The organism is Lentzea pudingi (genome assembly GCF_014646255.1).
Lineage (GTDB): Bacteria > Actinomycetota > Actinomycetes > Mycobacteriales > Pseudonocardiaceae > Lentzea > Lentzea pudingi.
Map to the genome: position 1 here is coordinate 848,199 of NZ_BMNC01000003.1, position 17,900 is coordinate 866,098.

Here is a 17,900-nt window from a genome sequence, read left to right on the forward strand (position 1 = left end):
CGTCGTGGCCACGGTGATCCTGCTTCGACATGCGCGTTCGACCGCCAACGGTTCCGGTGTGCTCGCCGGGCGTTCGCCGGGTGTGGGTTTGGACGAGCGCGGGCAGGCTCAGGCCGCGGCGCTGGTCGCCCGGTTGAAGGACGTTCCGGTCAGCGCGGTGGTGTCGTCTCCTCTGCAGCGGTGTGCGGAGACGTTGGCGCCGTTGCTGGCCGATCGGTCTCTCGAGGCGGTGACGGAGCCGGATCTGTCCGAAGTGGATTATGGCGCGTGGACCGGTAAGGCGTTGAAGGACCTGTACGACGAGCCGTTGTGGGCTGTTGTGCAGCAGCATCCTTCCGCCGCGGTGTTTCCGGAGGGTGAGGGTCTGGCGGGGGTGCAGGCTCGTGCGGTGGCGGCGGTGCGGGCGCATGACGCGCGGATCTCGCGGGAGCACGGTCCGGGTGCGGTGTGGGTGTTGTGCTCGCACGGTGACGTGATCAAGTCGGTGCTGGCGGACGCGTTGGGTGTGCATCTGGACGGGTTCCAGCGGATCGTGGTGGATCCGTGTTCGATCTCGGTGGTGCAGTACACGCAGACGCGGCCTTTTGTGTTGCGGTCCAACGACAACGGCGGGGATCTGTCGGGTGTGGTGCCGGTGGCGCCGCCGCAGGAGGCTCCGTCGTCGGACGCTACCGTGGGTGGCGCGACCGGAGCTTGAGGTAGCGCTGTTCGGGGACGCTCAGGGTGAGTTTCGCGGCCTTCTCGTATTCCTGCCTTGCCTGCTCGTGTTGTCCTTGCAGGTCCAGGAGATGTGCTTTCACCGCGTGGACGCGGTAGTGGTCGAGTTCCAGTGTGGACAGTTCGTCGAGTGCTTGGTCCGGGCCGTGGACCATGGCGACGGCGACGATGCGGTTGAGTGACACCATCGGGCCGGGTGCGGTGACGGTGAGCAGGTCGTAGAGGCCGAGGATCTCGTGCCAGTCGGTGTCCTGGGCGGTCGGGGCGTCGGCGTGGACGGCGGCGATCGCGGCCTGGAGCTGGTAGGGGCCGATCTGGGCGGTTTCCAGCGCTGTGCTGATGAGTTCGGTGCCTTCTTCGATCGCGCGGGAGTCCCATTTGCCGCGGTCCTGTTCGGCGAGGGGGACGAGTGCGCCGTGGGGGTCGGTGCGGGCGGGGCGGCGTGCGTCGGTGAGCAGCATGAGTGCGAGCAGGCCGGTGAGTTCGCCGTCGTGTGGCCGGCGTTTGTGGAGCTGTCTGGTGAGGCGGAGGGCTTCGGCGGTGAGGTCGACGCGGAGCAGGTCGTCGCCGGAACTCGCGGTGGAGCCTTCGGTGAAGATCAGGTAGAGGACGTGCAGGACGGCGGTGAGGTCTTTCGGGGGCCGGAACTTCGCGCCGGACTGTTTGATCTTCTGTTTGGCGCGGCTGATGCGTTGCGCCACCGTGGCTTCGGGGACGAGGAACGCGCGGGCGATCTCGGCGGTGGTGAGTCCGCCGACCGCTCTGAGGGTCAGGGCGATCTGCGAGGCCGTGGTGAGGGTCTCGTGGCAGCACAGGGCGAGGATCGTGAGGGTGTCGTCCTGGGCGGGCACCGGGTCCGGTGGCGGGGGTGTGAGGGCGACGACCTTGTCCTCGCGCTGGCGGCGTGCGGTGTCGGAGCGGTACTGCTCGATCCACCTGCGGGAGGCCGCGGTGATCAGCCAGCCCTTCGGGTTGTCGGGGACGCCCTGTGCGGGCCATTGCTGGGCGGCGCCGAGCAGGGCTTCCTGCACGGCGTCCTCGCAGACGTCGAACTGGCCGTGGCGGCGCACGAGGACGCCGAGGACCTGCGGCGCGAGTGTGCGCAGCAGGCCCTCCACCTGTGGTGTCACGCGTCGTCCAGCATGGACATGTCCCAGACGGGCCGGACCTCGATGCCGTCGTTGTGCGCGTCGGGCAGGGTGGCGGCGTGGGCGATGACCTGGTCGATCGTGTCGGCTTCGACGAGGTAGAAGCCGGCGAGGTACTCCTTGGCCTCGGCGAACGGTCCGTCGGTGACGACGACCTCGCCGTCGCGGATGCTGACGCCCTTGCCGGTCTCAGGCCCGGGGAGGCCTTCGCTGACGACCAGCTCCCCGGAGGCGCGGAGCTTGTCGCTCAGGTCGTAGTGGTCCTGGCCGAACTTCCTCTGCTGCTCTTCGGTGAGCTTGTCCCACGCCGCCCGTGACTTCGGGTTGCTGTAGATGAGGATCAGGTACTTCACGTCGGGCCTCCGCTCGTGGCTGCCGAAAAATCTTCTCACCGCCATGTCGAGGCCGCGGTCCGTGTCTCGACACCGGGGTGTCACTTCGAGACGGAGGTTGTGAGATGACCCGGACGCTGACGCAGGACGAGGCCGCGATCCGTGCGACGTTCACGGAGCACGAGGAGGGCATGCGGTTGCGTGATCCCGCGCGGATCGTGGCCCGGTACGCGGAGGACGTGGTGACGGCGACGTTGGCGCCGCCGTTGCGCAACACGGGGCCGGACGCGCGGGACGTGGAGTCGCTGGCGGGGTGGATGGCCGGGTTCGCGGGGCCGATCACCCTGGAGCACCGGGACCTGACGGTGGTGGTGTCGGGTGACGTGGCGTTCGCGCACGGGCTGGCGCGGCTGGCGGCGGTGCCGGTCGGGTATCCGGAGGGGTTCTCGATGTGGATGCGGACGACCGTGGGGTTGCAGCGGCGGGACGGGCGGTGGCTGGTGACGCACGCGCACGACTCGGTGCCGTTCCACATGGACGGGTCGTTCCTGGCGGCAACCGATCTGGAGCCGTGAGCGGGGTGTCGCTGTGCCGAGGTCCGGACCGTGCAGGGGGTCGGTCCGGACCTCGGCGTTCTTGCGGCGGATCCCAGGTGGTCTGCGGGTACGACGATCGTCGATGACCGGGTGTGGTGATCGTATTGCTCTGGGTGCATGCGACCAGCCACTCCCAAAGTGCGAGATCGCTTCATGATTTGCGGCGCGTCGCTGGTCAGGGCGCCGGATTTTCGCCGAGCGGCGGACCATAAAGGCAGCTCAAACGGCGTGGAAACACGGTGGAAACGTCCCGGTCCGATCCGGCCTCCGGCGTAACGGGCTGCGTCTTCTGGTGCAGCACTATCGGAGGGGATCTTGTTTACAGTTAACTGCGCAGAGTGAGAGCTGGGTCACAAATTCACAGGCCGAGGCGGGTCACGGCGTTGTCCTCGAGGGGGTTCGCGGTCCGGATGTAGCGGTGCACGGTGCGCGGGTTGGTCCACCGGCCCTGCCGCATGATCTCCCGGTCGCTCGCCCCGCCCAGCGCCGCCTGCGTCGCGAACCCGGCCCGCAGCGAGTGCCCGCCGAACATCGCCGGGTCCAGGCCCGCGCGCACCGCGTAGCGCTTCACGAGCTCGGCCACCGCGCGTCCCGACATGGCCTTGGCGCTGATGCCGCCGTGGCGGTTGATGATCGGGAACACCGCGCCCTGACGTGCGCCGGGCTGGTAGCCGTGGCAGCGGTGCAGGCCGGTCTCGATGATCTCCTTGCCGTCGAGCACCTCCGTCCAGTCGGCGAACGCGCACACCGGGCACGTCGGGCGCCTGCTGCCGCGCGGCAGCACCACCGACTGCTGGTGCTTGCCCGTCTGGTCGGTCTTGGTCGTGCCGAGCCGGATCAGCAGCAGCGGCTCGTGCGTGCGCGGATCGACGTCCACGGTCACGTCTTCGAACTCGACGCCCGCCAGTTCGCTGCGCCGCAACGCCCCCGCGAACCCGACCAGCAGCAGCAGGGCGTCGCGCGTGCGGGCCGGGCCCTCGGGCGGGCGTTCGGCCAGCAGCGCTTCCAGGGTGTCGAGCAGCACCGGCCGTTTGCGCTGGGGCTGGGCCTTGCGGGTGCGGCGGATACCGCGCAGCGTCAGCCGCACGACATCGCTGCGGGTTGGGCTGGGCAGTCCGTTCGCCGCGTGCACCGCGGAGATCGCCGCCGACTTGCGTTCCAGCGTGGACGGCCCGAACGCGGGTGAGCCGTCCGGCTTCACCGTGTCCGCCGCGACCGCCAGGTACACCGCCACGTCCAGCGGGTCCGCCGGCAGCGCCTGGCGGCCCTCCGCCTGGCACCACCCGGCCCACGCGATCCAGTCCGACCGGTAGGCGCGCACCGTGTTCGGCGACTGGGCGCTGCGCAGGTAGCCGCTCAGCGACGCGGCCTGCTCGTCGTCGAACCTCTCGCGCACCCCCGCGAGCGCGTCGACGTCGATCAGGACCGAGTGCGAGACCCTGACCAGCGCGTGCTGGACGGGTTCGGGCAGGCTCACACCCGCGATGGTAGTCCTCTGATCAACTCCACGACCTCGCGCGGCGTGAACTCCAGGCCGCTGATCCCCACGCTCACCTCGAACGAGCAGCGGCCCGGGTCGGGATTGGACCGCGCGTACAGGAAAAGCCGGATCCCCGTCTCCTCCAGCAGGTGCTGTGCGGCCTTCTGCGCGTCGTGGCGCGACATCGGCAGGTGGACGTGGAACAGGGGAGTGGCCGGTGTGCCGGGCGTGGTGTGCGCGAACCCGTCGGCGTTGATCGCCTCCGCGAGCGCCTGGGCGTGCTGCTTGAACTCCGCCATCCTCGGCAGGTTCACGTCCATGCCCATCAACGCGATCGCGGCCAGCGGCCACGCGTCGACGATCGCCCCGCCCATCCGCCGCCGCCACACCGCCGCGTGCCCGATCGTTTCCGCGTCCCCGGCGAGCACCGCGCCCCGCACACCTTCGAGTCCTTTGTAGAGCGAGACGTACACCGTGTCGAACAACGCGGCGATCTCGGCGAAGGTGGCGTCGTAGCCGGTCTGCGCCTCCCACAGCCGCGCGCCGTCGCAGTGCGCGGCCGCGCCGGACTCCCGCGCCCACCCCGCCTGCGCCGCGAGGTCCTCGAAGGAGGGCAGCAGGCCGCCGATGTCGCGTTGCGGCAGTTCGAACACCACGGCCGCGAGCGGTTCGTGCACCGCCTTCAGGTCGTGCAGGCCGAACAGCTCGTGGCGATCGCCCACGGGATGGAACGACAGGCCGTGCAGTGCGTTGTAGCCCTGGTTCTCCCATACGTGCAGATGTGACTGCGGGTGCCCCGCGAACGAGCGCCGGCCTGTCCGGTCGGCGTGCACCCGCAACGCCACCTGCTGCGCCATCGTCCCCGACGGGAAGAACAACGCCTGGGGCTTGCCCAGCAGGCCCGCGACCCGTTCCTCCAGTTCCCGCACGGGATCCTCGGGTCTCATGGCGGGCGTGACCCACTCGGCGAGACGGCCGAGGACCTCGTGCGGTGACTTGCGCGGGCCGCTGTGCTGCGACAGAGAACGACGGATGTCCATGCCTGCGACACTACCTATTGCAAGTAATATGCAATAGAGCCGTTCGCCGTGGTCAGGCGGCTGCGGCCAGCCGTGCGTCCAGCTCCGCCTCGTCCGCGACGAACCACAGCTGCCGGCCCCGGTTCGACTCGTACACGAAGTCCCGCAACGCCGTGCTCGCCGCCACCTGCTCCGCGATGTCGCCGACCACCACGACCCGGAACCCGTACTGCTGGAACTTCTGCACCACCGCGCCCGCCACCCGCGTGCGCAGCACCAGGAAGTCCTGCGACAGTCGCGCCACCGGCAACACCAGCCACTGCACGTCCTGCCCCCACAACGTGCCGATCAGGTCCACAGCGGACTGCTCGTCGGTGATCGGGGGACCGTCGGCGGCACACATCAGCACGCTCGCGCCGTGGCGCGTCTGCACAACATCAGGCATGGCACCGCAACCTAGCCTCGGCCCGCATCCGGTGTCGCGCGGTATACCCGCGCGCCCGCCGATCACCGCCTGCCTGGGCCACCGCACGCGGTGGGCCCGAGGAGCTGAGTCCCACCAACGCGGTCACCCCAGCGCTCCAGGAGCCCCGAAGGCGATCGACGATGCACCTCACCTCCACGACCACGGCCTCCGACGGCACCACCCGGCGCGACTTCGTCCACGACGGCGTCCCGGGAGCGTTGCTGACACCTGCGGGAGCCTCGGCCGGGCTCGTGCTCGGTGCCCACGGCGGCGGCCAGCACATCCACGCCCCCGGTGTCATCGCCCACGCGCCGATGCACCGCCGCCGGACTCGCCGTCGTCAGGCTCGACGCCCCGGCCACGGCGAGAGGCCCCGCACCGCCGACGACGTGTGCGGTGTGGCGAAGGCGTCGAACACCGTGAGGCCGTCGTCGCGGGCGACGAGCCGGTCGTCGCATCGCAGCAGGAACCGCACAGGCACGGTGATCCGCGCGGCGGCGCGCCGAAGTCCGACGGCGGCGCCGATGACTCCGAAAACGGCCGCGTAGACGCGGGGGTTCGGCGGCGACGAGCGGGATGCCGGGGGCGGTGCCCATGGACACGCCCCAGAACCCGACGCGGGCGCTGGTGGAGTCGTTGCACGCCAACCCCGGCGGGCACGGCGACGTCCCCGGCCACGAGATCGACAGCGCGGTGGCGTTCCTCGCGCGGTGACCCGCCCCGAAAATGCCGGGCGTGCGCTGACGGGTCTGGGTAGCGTCGCGGCCCATGCGTGATCTCGCGGCGTTGCCCAAAGCCCACCTGCACGTGCACCTCGAGAGCACCGTGCGCACGGACACCCTCGCGGAGCTCGCCGAGCACCACGGCGTCGACGTCCCCGCCGTGCAAGCGGGCGCGTTCGACGGGTTCGCGCAGTTCGCCGCCCACAACGGGGCGGTGCGGGACTGCCTGCGGCGAGCCGAGGACTTCCACCGGATCGCGTACGAGTTCTGCGCCGAGGAAGCAGCGCAGGGGACCCGGTACGCCGAGGTCACGTTCACCGCGGCAGCGCACGGAGAACGACTCGGTGATCCGGACATGCCGCTCGAGGCGGTGTTGTCCGGGCTCGCCGCAGGACAGGCCGCCCACGGCATCGAATGCCGTGTGATCGTGGACCACCCCAGGAAGCGATCGGTAGCGCGATTTCAGGACTCACTACGACTCGCGGTCGATCACCCGCAGGTCGTGGCGATCGGCATGGCCGGAGCGGAAGACCACCCGCTCACCCCGTTCACCGCCGTGTTCCGCGCCGCGCGGGACGCCGGGATCGGACTCGTGCACCACGCCGGAGAGTGCTGCGGGGCGTCGAGCGTCGCCGAGGCCCTGACCGTCGGGCTCGCCGACCGGATCGGCCACGGGTTCCGCGCCCTCGAAGACCCGGAGGTCGTCGCGCTGCTACGGGACCGCGCCACACCGCTCGAAGCCTGCCCGTCGTCGAACGTCGCGCTGGGACTGGTCGAATCCATCTCCTCTCATCCGCTGCCACTGCTGCTCGACGCCGGCCTGACCGTCACGCTCAGCACCGACATCCCCGCCTCCACCGGCACCACGCTCACCGGCGAGTACCGGCTGCTGCGCGAGCACCTCGGCTTCGACGACGACACCCTGGCCCGTCTCGCCACCAACGCCGTCGACGCCTCCTTCGCACCTGAGGCGACGAAGACCGCGCTACGTCACGACATCGCCACCTGGCGGGCAGGCTCGAAGCACACCAGCCCGTGCCGCGACGCCAGCAACGCCACCAGCTCCAGCACCTGACGCCGCCCTGGCCACACCACGTGCACGATGACCGCGTCGACCCCTACCGTCAGCGCCTCGTCCCACGACACCGGGGAAGAGGGATCAGGCGAGGTCTGCCGCAACTCCCGCACGAACGCCGCCACCGCCGGCTCGAACGCGCCCAGCGGTGAGGACCGCAGCTCCGCGTACCGGGCCGCCGCCTCCGGGAACGACGCCGGACCAGGAGCCCGCCACACCACCACATCGACCGGCACGTCCATCACGCCACCTTCCCGAACAACGCACCCAACCGCGGAACCCGCGCGGAGATCTCCGCCGGATCAGCGAAATCCCACGGCTCACCGGCCGGATCCGGAGACACCAGCAGCCCGCCCACCGCCGGCTGCGCCTCCAGATCACCGTCGAACGCCTCGGCCGCCACGTGGTCGAGACCCTCCCAGTCCGGCCACTCCTCCTCCGCCCACGCGTGCACACCGCCACGAGACGCCAGCAGCCGCACGTGCGGCAGATCGGCCAGCGCGTCCGGCGACGAGGCCACCGCCTCGAACACCGCCCGCCCCTGACCCACCAGCCACGCCTGGAAGTAGAAGAACTCGTCGCCCGAACACCACCCGCCGCAGATCAGATCCGCCGCGTGCCAGTGCCCCCATGTGTCGACCCGCCGACGCACCTCGTCGAGCCGCACCGCGAACTCCACCACCTCACCGGCAGGCAGCGCGGCCAGAGCGGCGGTCAGCCGCTCCAGCCGATCGTCCTGGTCGGAAGCGCCCACCGCGGACGACTCGACCAGGCCCCAGAACGCGTTCAGGTCCATGCCGAGAACGCTAGCGACAGGGTCTGACAATTTTCGGAGCCCGAGCATCCACGCAGCTCAGGGGCTCAACGACTCGGGGCTCGGGCGCTACGACAGGGCGGGCGGGGGTCGCGGTTGACGGTGGGGGCCGCCGCGAGACGCAGCGGACGCCGCTCGGAAGAGCACGGAGCACAGGCAGGGCAGGAGCGGAGGAAGCAGCGAGGAGGAAGCAGCGAGGCAGCCGAACGCGGTGGCGGGAGCGCTGCTCGTCGACCCAGACCACGGGAGTCGGCGATCTCACCCGCCGACGGCGACGCGAGGCGCCCCGACCACCACCCCGGCATTGCCGCAGGTCAGACATGGTTCGTGCGTGGTCCGGGCGCTGCGGAGCGAGGTCGGCGGCGGGATCTCGCGGTTATTGACGCGAGCGAACCACGGGTGCCTGACTATCCTTGAGGCCAAATGGACACCCCGCACGCTGAACTGCACAAACGCCTGCCCGAGCTCATGCCGCGTGATCAACGCCGGCTCGCCAGGCGCCTCGACGGCGCACGCCGGGTCAAGGACCCGCTCGCGCGCAAGAAGATCACCGAGGAGATCGCCGCCCAGATCGACGAGGCCGCGCTCAAGGTCGCGCTGCGCAGGGAGTCCGTCCCCCAGATCAGCTATCCGGCCGAGCTGCCGGTCAGCCAGCGCAAGGACGACATCAAAGAGCTGATCGCGCACAACCAGGTCGTGATCGTCGCGGGCGAGACCGGGTCCGGCAAGACCACGCAGCTGCCCAAGATCTGCCTGGAGCTCGGTCGCGGCATCACCGGCCAGATCGGCCACACCCAGCCGCGCCGCATCGCCGCGCGCACCGTCGCCGAACGCGTCGCGGAGGAGCTGGGCACCAAGCTCGGTGACACGATCGGGTACAAAGTCCGGTTCACCGACCAGTCCGGTGACGAGACGCTGGTCAAGCTCATGACCGACGGCATCCTGCTCGCCGAGATCCAGACCGACCGCGAGCTGAGCCGCTACGACACGATCATCATCGACGAGGCCCACGAACGCAGCCTCAACGTCGACTTCCTGCTCGGCTACCTCAAGCAGCTGCTGCCGCGCCGCCCCGACCTCAAGGTCGTCATCACCAGCGCGACGATCGACCCGCAGCGGTTCAGCGCGCACTTCGAGAACGCCCCGGTCATCGAGGTCTCCGGCCGCACCTACCCCGTCGAGACCCGCTACCGGCCGCTCGAGGAGGACGACGACCAGACCCAGGGGATCGTCAACGCCGTCCACGAACTGCAGGCCGAGGGACCCGGTGACGTCCTGGTGTTCCTGTCCGGTGAACGCGAGATCCGCGACACCGCCGACGCCCTCAAAGCCGAGGACCTCAAGAACACCGAGATCCTCCCGCTCTACGCCCGGCTCAGCGTGGGCGAGCAGCACCGGGTGTTCCAGCGGCACACCGGCCGGCGCGTCGTGCTCGCCACCAACGTCGCCGAGACCAGCCTCACCGTGCCCGGCATCAAGTACGTCGTCGACCCCGGCAACGCCCGCATCTCCCGCTACAGCCACCGCCTCAAGGTCCAGCGGCTGCCGATCGAACCCATCAGCCAGGCGTCCGCGAACCAGCGCAAGGGCCGCTGCGGCCGCGTCAGCGAGGGCATCTGCATCCGCCTGTACTCCGAGGACGACTTCGAGGCCCGCCCGGAGTTCACCGACGCGGAGATCCTGCGCACCAACCTCGCCAGCGTCATCCTGCAGATGACCAACATCGGCCTCGGTGACGTCGCGCGGTTCCCGTTCATCGACCCGCCGGACTCCCGCAACATCAACGACGGCATCGGCCTGCTCCAAGAGCTCGGCGCGATCAACGCCGCCGAGAAGAAGCTCACCCCGACCGGCCGCAAGCTCGCCGCACTCCCGGTGGACCCGCGGCTGGGGCGTATGGTGCTCGAGGCCGACACCACCGGCTGCCTCAAAGAGGTCATGATCATCGCCGCGGCACTGTCCATCCAGGACCCCCGCGAACGCCCGGCCGACCAGCAGGAGGCCGCGACCCAGTCGCACGCGCGGTTCGTGGACAAGGAATCCGACTTCGTCACGTTCCTCAACCTGTGGCAGTACCTCAAGGAACAGCAGAAGGAACTGAGCGGCAACCAGTTCCGCAAGCGCTGCAAGGCCGAGTTCCTCAACTACCTGCGCGTGCGCGAGTGGCAGGACATCTACCTGCAGCTGCGTCAAGTCGCCAAGCAGATGGGCATGCACCTCGACGAGCAGCCCGGCGATCCCCGCAACATCCACATCGCGCTGCTCTCGGGTCTGCTCAGCCACATCGGCGTCAAGGACGTCCTCAAGAAGCAGGCACCAGGCGAGAAACGTCGCCCCATGACGGAGTTCCTCGGCGCCCGCAACGCCAAGTTCGCGATCTTCCCCGGCTCCGCGCTGGCGAAGAAACCACCGCAGTGGGTGATGGCCGCCGAGCTCGTCGAGACCAGCCGCCTGTGGGGCCGCATCGCCGCCAAGATCGAACCCGAGTGGGCCGAACGGCTCGGCGAGCACGTCGTCAAACGCCAGTACAGCGAACCGCACTGGGAGAGCAAACGCGGCAGCGTCGTCGCGCTGGAGAAGGTCACGCTCTACGGGGTGCCGATCGTCGCGGGCCGCAAGGTCAGCTACGGCCGCATCGACCCCGGGCTGTCGCGTGAGCTGTTCATCCGGCACGCGCTCGTGCAGGGGGAGTGGACCACGCACCACCGGTTCTTCCACACCAACCGGGCGATGCTCGAGGAGGTCGGCGAACTCGAGAACCGCGCGCGGCGACGCGACATCGTCGTCGACGAGGAGACGCTCTACGAGTTCTACGACAAGCGCGTGCCCGCCGAGGTCGTGTCCGCGCGGCACTTCGACTCGTGGTGGAAGAAGCAGAAGGACGAGAACCAGCTCACCTTCACCAAGGAGATGCTGGTCAACGACCGTGCCGACGTCACCCCCGACGCCTACCCCGACCAGTGGCGCCAGGGCGAGCTGACGCTGCCGTTGAGCTACCACTTCGAGCCTGGCACGAAGAACGACGGCGTCACCGTCCAGCTGCCGCTGCCGGCGTTGACGACGCTGGACGACGACGCGTTCTCGTGGCAGATCCCCGGCCTGCGCCACGACCTCGTCGTCGCGCTCATCCGGTCGCTGCCCAAGCAGATCCGCCGCAACTTCGTGCCCGTCCCCGACGTCGCCACGGCCGTGCTCGCCCGCATCAAGCCCGGCGAGATGAGCCTGCTCGGCGGCGTCGAACGCGAGCTCAAAGCCCTCACCGGCGTCACCGTGCACCGCGAGGACTGGCAGTTCGACGCCGTCCCGGACCACCTCAAGCTCACGTTCCAGGTCGTCGACGAGCACAACCGCACCCTCGCCGAGGGCAAGGACATCGCGGTGCTCAAGGAGAAGCTGCGCGACGAGGTCCGCGAGTCGCTGTCGCAGGCCGCCGGCCACCTCGAACGCACCGGCCTGACGGGCTGGGACTTCGACGCGCTGCCCCGCACCATCGAGCAGCGGCAGTCCGGCATCACCGTCACCGCCTACCCGTCGCTGCTCGACCAGGGCGAGACCGCGGCGATCAAGGTCCTCGACACCCCGGGCCGCCAGGCCTACGCGCACCGCCGCGGCGTGCGCAGACTCCTGCTGCTCGGCGTCAACTCGCCCGTCAAACACCTGCAGCGCCACCTCGACAACGCCGCCAAGCTCGCCCTGACCCGCAACCCCCACGGCAGCGTCGCGGCCCTGCTCGCCGACTGCATCATGGCCGCCGTCGACCGCCTCATGGGCGAGCCGGCGTGGGACGCCAGGTCCTACGCCGCCCAGCTCAAGAAGGTCCAGGCCGCGCTCAACGACACCACCTGGGTCGTCGTGCAGGAGGTCCGCAAGGTCCTCGAGGCCCACCACGAGGCCGAACTGGAACTCAGCGGCCTCAAAGGCGTCCCGGACTCCGCCAACGACATCCGCGCACACCTCAACTCGCTGGTGTACAAGGGTTTCGTCACCCGAACCGGCTACGACCGGCTGCCGGACCTCGTCCGCTACCTCAAGGGCGTGACGCGGCGGATCGAGAAGCTGCCCGAGAACCCGCGCCGCGACCTCGAGTGGACGAACACGGTGCACCAGGTCCACGCCGAGTACCGGGAGCTGCGCGCGCAGACCCCGGCCGACGAGCCCGCGCCCGAGCTCGACGAGATCCGGTGGATGATCGAGGAGCTGCGGCTGTCGTACTTCGCGCAGACCATCAAGACGCGGTACACGATCAGCGACAAGCGCATCTACAAAGCGCTCGACGCGGTGCCGTTGTGAGGAGCGAGCTCGCCCGGTACCGCCACCGGCGTCGCGCAGAGGCGCGGACGGCCGGTGGCGGTACGTGATCGGCAACCCCTTCGGTACCGGCTAACCCGGCGGCGGTTCGAGCGCGCCGGTCATGATCGCCACCGCGTCCGACATCGACACGGACTTGGGGTCGACGACGGCCTTGCGCCGGCCCAGGCGCTGGATGTGGATGCGGTCGGCGACCTCGAACACGTGCGGCATGTTGTGGCTGATCAAGATCACCGGCAGACCCCGGTCGCGGACCTGCAGGATCAGGTCCAGCACCGCCCGCGACTCCCGCACCCCGAGCGCCGCCGTCGGTTCGTCCATGATCACGACCCGGCTGCCGAACGCCGCCGCCCGCGCCACCGCGACCGCCTGGCGCTGCCCACCGGACAGGGTCTCGACCGCCTGGCCGGGGTTCTGGATCGTCATGATCCCCAACGCGTCGAGCTGCCGGCGCGCCTCCTCCCGCATGCCCGCGCGGTCGAGCATCCGGAACACCGACCCCAGCACGCCCTTGCGGCGCAGCTCACGGCCCAGGAACAGGTTCGCCGCGATGTCCAGCGACGGCGACACCGCCAGTGACTGGTGCACCGTCTCGATGCCCGCGCGCCGTGCGTCCAGCGGCGTCGAGAACGACACGGGGGAGCCGTCGAGCAGCACCTCGCCCTCGTCCGGCACCACCGCCCCCGACAGGGCCTTGATCAGCGACGACTTGCCCGCGCCGTTGTCGCCGATCACCGCGAGGATCTCGCCCGGCAGCAGCTCCAGGTCCGAGCCCGCCAGCGCCGTCACCTTCCCGTACCGCTTCACCAGGCCGCGCGCCTGTAGCACCGGGGTCATGAGCGGACCTTCCTGATCCACTGGTCCAGCGACACCGCCACGATGATCAGCACACCGACCGCCATCGTCTGCCACAGCACGTCCACCCCGGCCAGCGCGAGGCCGTTGCGGAACACGCCGACGATCAACGCGCCGATCAGCGACCCCACCACCGCGCCGCGGCCGCCGAACAGCGACGTCCCGCCGATCACCACGGCGGTGATCGAGTCCAGGTTGTCGGTCTGCCCCGCCTGCGGGGACGCCGAGGCGATCCGGCCGATCAGCGTCCACGCCGCCATCGCGTAGATCAGGCCCGCCGTCGCGTACACGCCGACCAGCACCCGCGTCGTGCGGATACCGGACAGGCGCGCGGTGTTCTTCAGCACGAACGCCATCGCCGCCACGAGCAGCACCAGCAGGATCGAGCCGTAGGTGATGCGCGTGCCACCGATGTTGATCGTCTGGCCGGTCCACAGCAGCAACGACGGCATGTCCGTGCCGCGGATCGTCGCGCTGCCCGAGTACCAGAGGTTCAACGCGAAGAACACGTTGAGCGTGCCCAGCGTGACGATGAACGGCGGCAGCTTCAACCGCGTCACCAGCAGACCGTTGAGCAACCCGCACAGCGTGCCCACGGCGAACCCGAGCAGCAGCGCGGGCAACCCCGGCAGGCCCGTCTCCGACGCGACCTTCGCCATCACGATCGAGGTCAGCACCATGATCGCCCCGCACGACAGGTCGATCCCGGCGGTCAGGATCACGATCGTCTGCCCCACCGCGAGCGTGCCCACCACCGCCACCTGCTGCAGGACCAGCGAGATGTTGCCCGGCGTCAGGAAGCGGTCCGACAGCAGCGCGAACACCACCACCGCGACCAGCAGCACCACCGCCGGGCCGATCGTCGCCTGCGCGTGCAGCAGGTGCTGAACCCGTGTCAGCAGCGACCGTTCACGAGACTCCACCACGGCCATCGGGTCAGCCCCAGCAGTTCTGCAGGCCCCACGCCGAGTCCTTCGACTCGACGCCGTCGGCCGGCTGGTCGGTCACCAGCGTGACGCCGGAGTCGGTGTCCTGCGGCTTCGAGCCGTCCTTCGCGAACTTCGCGACCGCCTCCACGCCCAGCTGCGCCATCTTGAGCGGGTACTGCTGCGAGGTCGCGCCGATCACGCCCGCCTTGACGTTGTTCACGCCGGGGCAGCCGCCGTCGACCGACACGATCACGACGTCCTTGTCCTTGCCCGCCGCCTTCAACGCCTCGAACGCGCCCGCCGCCGCCGGCTCGTTGATCGTGTAGACGAGGTTGATCGACGGGTCGCGCTGCAGCAGGTTCTCCATCGCGCGCCGGCCGCCGGACGGGTCGCCGTCGGTCACGTCGTGGCCCACGATCCGCGGATCGGACTCGTCACCGATGCGCGTCTTGTCCTTCACGTCGACGCCGAAGCCCTCCAGGAACCCCTGGTCGCGCTGCACGTCGACCGACACCTGGTTCGGGTTGAGGTCCAGCAGCGCGATCTTGGCCTGCCTGCCCTCCTTCGCGAACTTCGACTTCGCCCACTGCCCGATCAGCAGCCCCGCCCTGTAGTTGTCCGTCGCGAACGTCGCGTCCGCGGCGTTCGCCGGTTCCAGCTGCGTGTCCAGCGCGATCACCAGCAGGCCCGCCGCCCGCGCCTTGTCCACCGACGGCACGATCGCCTTCGAGTCGCTCGGCGTGATCAGGATGCCCTTCGCGCCCGAGGCGATCAGGTTCTCGACCGCGTCGACCTGCGACTGGTTGTCGCCGTCCTGCTTGCCCGCGAACGACTGCACCGTCGCACCGGACGAGGACGCCGCCTGCTGCGCGCCCTCCTTCATCTTCACGAAGAACGGGTTCGTGTCCGTCTTCGTCACCAGCCCCACCAGCGTCGACCCGCCGGACGAGCCACCACCCCCGCACGCGGAGAGCACGAGCAACGCCGCTGCGCCGACAACCCCGACCGTTCTGCGCATGACAACTCCTACGTCAACGTTGACGTAACCAAGCCCCCGCGACCCCACCGTGAGTGACGGAAGAGCGGCTACGCGTGATACCGATCGGGTATACCCTTCGCGTCATCGTTGACGCAAGAGGCCAAGGGACGTGGACATGGAGCCGACCGGCAGACGCGAACCCACCATGCGCGAACCCACCATGCGCGACGTCGCCGCGCTCGCGAACGTCAGCACCAAGACCGTCTCGCGCGTCATCAACGGCCTGCCCGGCGCCGGGACCGAGGTCACCGACCGCGTCCGCGCCGCCGCCCGCACCCTGGGCTACCGCCCCAACCTCACCGCCAGCAGCCTGCGCCGTTCCGACCGGCGCAGCGCCACCATCGGCGTGCTGTTCGAGGACCTGTCCAACCCCTTCGACGCCGCCCTGCTGCGCGCCGTGGAGGACCGGGCCCGCCACAGCGGCGTTCTCGTCCTCGCGGGCAGCAACGAGGACGACCACACCCTGCAACGCGAACTGCTGCTGTCGCTGTCCGCGCGCCGTGTCGACGGCGTCGTCGTCATGGCCGCCGGCGGCCACCAGGACGCCCTGCAGCACGAACGCGAACGCGGCACCCCGATGGTGCTCGTCGACCGGCCGCCCACCTTCGGCGGCACCGACTGCGTCACCACCACCAACCGCGAGAGCTCCCGCGACGCCGTGGCGCGCCTGGCCGCCCTCGGGCACCGCGACATCGCGTTCCTCGGCGACCGCCGCACCCTGTGGACCAGCCAGGAGCGCTACACCGGCTACGTCGAAGGCCTCGCCCAGGCCGGTGTCGCGCTGCGCGGCGAGCTCGTGCGCACCGACCTGCACGGCGCCGACCTCGCCGAGACCGCCACCGCCGAGCTGTTCTGCCTCGAGAGGCCCCCGACGGCGCTGTTCACCGCCCAGAACCTCGTCACCGTCGGCGCGATGCGCGTCCTGCGGGCGCGTGACCTGCACCGCCGCGTCGCCGTCATCGGGTTCGACGACTTCCCGCTCGCCGACATGCTCGACCCCGGCATCACCGTCGTGCGCCAGGACGTCCCCGGCATCGGCCGCAAAGCCGCCGACCTCGTCCTCGCCCGCATCGACGGCGACACCTCACCACCCGTGCACGCCGTCGTCCCCGCCGCCCTCGTGCCCCGGGGCTCCGGCGAGATCGTCCCGCTCAGCTGACCGACAGCACCGCGTCGATCACCTGCGGCCCGGAGTTCAGCACCGGGTCGTTGTGGTCGGCGCCGTCGATCTCGATCAACTTGGCCCGCGCCGCGCTCGCCACCTCCCGGCTCTGCGCGGGCGGCACCACCGAGTCCCGCGTCCCCAGCAGCACCACCGTCGGGACGTCCACAGCGGACACCCGCTCCACCACCGGGTACTTGTCCTGCAACAACATCTTGACGGGCAGCCACGGGTAGTGGTGCGAGCCCACCGCCGCCAGCGACGCGAACGGCGAGCGCAACACCATGGCCTTGGGCGCGCGGAACGTCGCTAGCTCCGCGGCCACCGCCGCGCCCAGCGACTCCCCGAAGTAGACGACCGGCCCGTCGATCAGGTCCAGCGCCGCCCGCGCGTCGAAGCCCAGACCCTCCTCCGACGGCTTGCCGGGATTGCCGCCGTAACCGCGGTAGTCGAACAGCAGCACCGACAGCCCGCGCGCGGTCAGCTCCCGCGCCAGCGACACCCGGCCCTCCCGGTTGCCGGCGTTGCCGGGGAACACGATCACCGTCGCGGGCGCGCCGGGCAGCTCGAAGTGCCAGCCGTCGAGCAGCAGACCGTCCGCCGTCACCAGCCGGACGTCACGGCCGCCGGGCAGCACCTCGTCCGCGGCAGGCACCGGGCCGGGGGAGGGGAAGTACACGAGCTTGCGCTGGAAGGTGAAGACCACGGCGACGATGGTGACAACCACCGCGACCGCGATCAACACCGGCCTCCTCATCGGACCATTCTGTCGGTCGGCAGCTCTCGCCGGCGAACTCCTGGTAAACGTTGCCCGGGCCACCGGCCGGGTCGACGAACGCGCCCAGCGCGGTGTGGCGGCCGCGCGTTTCCGGCTGCTCAGAAAAAAACCTGCCAGGTGTCACTAGACAGGCACCTGGTGTTTTCACCCATGCCGAGAGCAACGACCATTCATCGGCACGGGGTGTGACGTGAACGGATTCGGCGAGGCGTGGCGAAGGATCAACGAACTGCAAGGAGAGGAATTCCACCAGAAGACGGGGCGCCCGTTCACCTATCGCGTCGTCTCGGGTCAGATCGTGCCGGACACCACCGACAGGCAGCTGCCGATGAGCCATTTCCGCCGGGCGTTCGACCGAGCACCGCTGCCTGGACCTGGCAGCATCCAGGATCTGCAAGGCCCGTCGTACATCTGGGCGATCCTGACGGATCCCAGAGTCGCGCCGCAGACCCGCGGTTGA

Annotated in this window: 18 protein-coding genes; 7 read left to right on the plus strand and 11 right to left on the minus strand. The window is 70.0% G+C overall.

All coding sequences use genetic code 11. The annotated features are described in order from the left end of the window. Positions 1-4: 4 nt before the first annotated feature. On the plus strand, positions 5-697 hold the full coding sequence (locus tag IEY88_RS14720; RefSeq protein WP_189155241.1) for a histidine phosphatase family protein: 693 nt from the start codon (positions 5-7) through the stop codon (positions 695-697). On the opposite strand, the gene IEY88_RS14725 is transcribed toward IEY88_RS14720, so the two are convergent. Continuing rightward, positions 669-1,847 (minus strand): RNA polymerase sigma factor, encoded by a 1,179-nt coding sequence (locus tag IEY88_RS14725; RefSeq protein ID WP_189155242.1) that lies wholly within the window; start codon positions 1,845-1,847, stop codon positions 669-671. The genes IEY88_RS14720 and IEY88_RS14725 overlap by 29 nt on opposite strands. Further along, entirely contained in the window at positions 1,844-2,218 is a 375-nt protein-coding gene (locus tag IEY88_RS14730) for a YciI family protein (RefSeq protein ID WP_189155243.1), read from the minus strand. Before IEY88_RS14730 ends, IEY88_RS14725 begins: the two co-directional genes overlap by 4 nt. A gap of 104 nt (positions 2,219-2,322) precedes the next feature. Between IEY88_RS14730 and IEY88_RS14735 the strand changes: the two genes are divergently transcribed. Beyond that, positions 2,323-2,772 carry a YybH family protein gene (locus tag IEY88_RS14735; protein WP_189155244.1) on the plus strand — a complete coding sequence of 150 codons (450 nt, stop codon included), beginning with the start codon at positions 2,323-2,325 and terminating at the stop codon, positions 2,770-2,772. 379 nt (positions 2,773-3,151) lie between these two features. Here the strand turns inward: IEY88_RS14735 and IEY88_RS44225 are convergent, their stop codons facing one another. Genes IEY88_RS44225 through IEY88_RS14745 form a run of 3 tightly spaced genes read right to left on the minus strand, consistent with a single transcriptional unit; the run spans position 3,152 to position 5,737 of the window. Next, positions 3,152-4,270 (minus strand): site-specific integrase, encoded by a 1,119-nt coding sequence (locus IEY88_RS44225; RefSeq protein ID WP_229693385.1) that lies wholly within the window; start codon positions 4,268-4,270, stop codon positions 3,152-3,154. Further along, positions 4,267-5,313, minus strand: coding sequence for a threonine aldolase family protein (locus IEY88_RS44230; protein ID WP_229693386.1), 1,047 nt, complete (start codon positions 5,311-5,313; stop codon positions 4,267-4,269). Before IEY88_RS44230 ends, IEY88_RS44225 begins: the two co-directional genes overlap by 4 nt. Before the next feature lie 52 nt (positions 5,314-5,365). Next, positions 5,366-5,737, minus strand: coding sequence for a DUF4180 domain-containing protein (locus IEY88_RS14745; protein WP_189155245.1), 372 nt, complete (start codon positions 5,735-5,737; stop codon positions 5,366-5,368). 161 nt (positions 5,738-5,898) lie between these two features. On the opposite strand from IEY88_RS14745, the gene IEY88_RS14750 reads away from it, so the two are divergent. Next, the gene (locus IEY88_RS14750; protein WP_189155246.1) at positions 5,899-6,306 is read left to right on the plus strand and encodes a hypothetical protein; all 408 of its coding nucleotides are present in this window, start codon (positions 5,899-5,901) and stop codon (positions 6,304-6,306) included. A gap of 220 nt (positions 6,307-6,526) precedes the next feature. Next, entirely contained in the window at positions 6,527-7,555 is a 1,029-nt protein-coding gene (gene add, locus IEY88_RS14755; protein ID WP_189155247.1) for an adenosine deaminase, read from the plus strand. Here the strand turns inward: add and IEY88_RS14760 are convergent. After that, positions 7,471-7,797: a hypothetical protein gene (locus IEY88_RS14760; protein WP_189155248.1), complete on the minus strand. Its 327-nt coding sequence runs from the start codon at positions 7,795-7,797 to the stop codon at positions 7,471-7,473. The genes add and IEY88_RS14760 overlap by 85 nt on opposite strands. After that, positions 7,797-8,351 carry a DUF4240 domain-containing protein gene (locus IEY88_RS14765; protein ID WP_189155249.1) on the minus strand — a complete coding sequence of 185 codons (555 nt, stop codon included), beginning with the start codon at positions 8,349-8,351 and terminating at the stop codon, positions 7,797-7,799. Before IEY88_RS14765 ends, IEY88_RS14760 begins: the two co-directional genes overlap by 1 nt. A gap of 441 nt (positions 8,352-8,792) precedes the next feature. On the opposite strand from IEY88_RS14765, the gene hrpA reads away from it, so the two are divergent. Beyond that, positions 8,793-12,659 carry an ATP-dependent RNA helicase HrpA gene (gene hrpA, locus IEY88_RS14770; protein WP_189155250.1) on the plus strand — a complete coding sequence of 1,289 codons (3,867 nt, stop codon included), beginning with the start codon at positions 8,793-8,795 and terminating at the stop codon, positions 12,657-12,659. A 90-nt stretch (positions 12,660-12,749) separates the two neighbouring features. Here the strand turns inward: hrpA and IEY88_RS14775 are convergent, their stop codons facing one another. Genes IEY88_RS14775 through IEY88_RS14785 form a run of 3 tightly spaced genes read right to left on the minus strand, consistent with a single transcriptional unit; the run spans position 12,750 to position 15,479 of the window. Beyond that, entirely contained in the window at positions 12,750-13,514 is a 765-nt protein-coding gene (locus IEY88_RS14775; RefSeq protein WP_189155251.1) for an ATP-binding cassette domain-containing protein, read from the minus strand. Then, on the minus strand, positions 13,511-14,464 hold the full coding sequence (locus IEY88_RS14780) for an ABC transporter permease (RefSeq protein WP_189155252.1): 954 nt from the start codon (positions 14,462-14,464) through the stop codon (positions 13,511-13,513). Before IEY88_RS14780 ends, IEY88_RS14775 begins: the two co-directional genes overlap by 4 nt. 4 nt (positions 14,465-14,468) lie before the next feature. Further along, positions 14,469-15,479 carry a sugar ABC transporter substrate-binding protein gene (locus IEY88_RS14785; protein ID WP_189155253.1) on the minus strand — a complete coding sequence of 337 codons (1,011 nt, stop codon included), beginning with the start codon at positions 15,477-15,479 and terminating at the stop codon, positions 14,469-14,471. A 136-nt stretch (positions 15,480-15,615) separates the two neighbouring features. Here IEY88_RS14785 and IEY88_RS14790 point away from each other — a divergent pair, with 136 nt between their 5' ends. After that, positions 15,616-16,659: a LacI family DNA-binding transcriptional regulator gene (locus IEY88_RS14790; protein WP_189155254.1), complete on the plus strand. Its 1,044-nt coding sequence runs from the start codon at positions 15,616-15,618 to the stop codon at positions 16,657-16,659. Here IEY88_RS14790 and IEY88_RS14795 read toward each other — a convergent pair. After that, positions 16,652-17,419, minus strand: a complete 768-nt coding sequence (locus tag IEY88_RS14795) for an alpha/beta hydrolase (RefSeq protein ID WP_189155255.1) — start codon at positions 17,417-17,419, stop codon at positions 16,652-16,654. The two genes, IEY88_RS14790 and IEY88_RS14795, sit on opposite strands and share 8 nt — an antisense overlap. A 211-nt stretch (positions 17,420-17,630) precedes the next feature. Between IEY88_RS14795 and IEY88_RS14800 the strand changes: the two genes are divergently transcribed. Then, a complete protein-coding gene (locus IEY88_RS14800; RefSeq protein ID WP_189155256.1) occupies positions 17,631-17,900 on the plus strand; it encodes a virion tegument protein in 270 nt (89 codons plus the stop codon).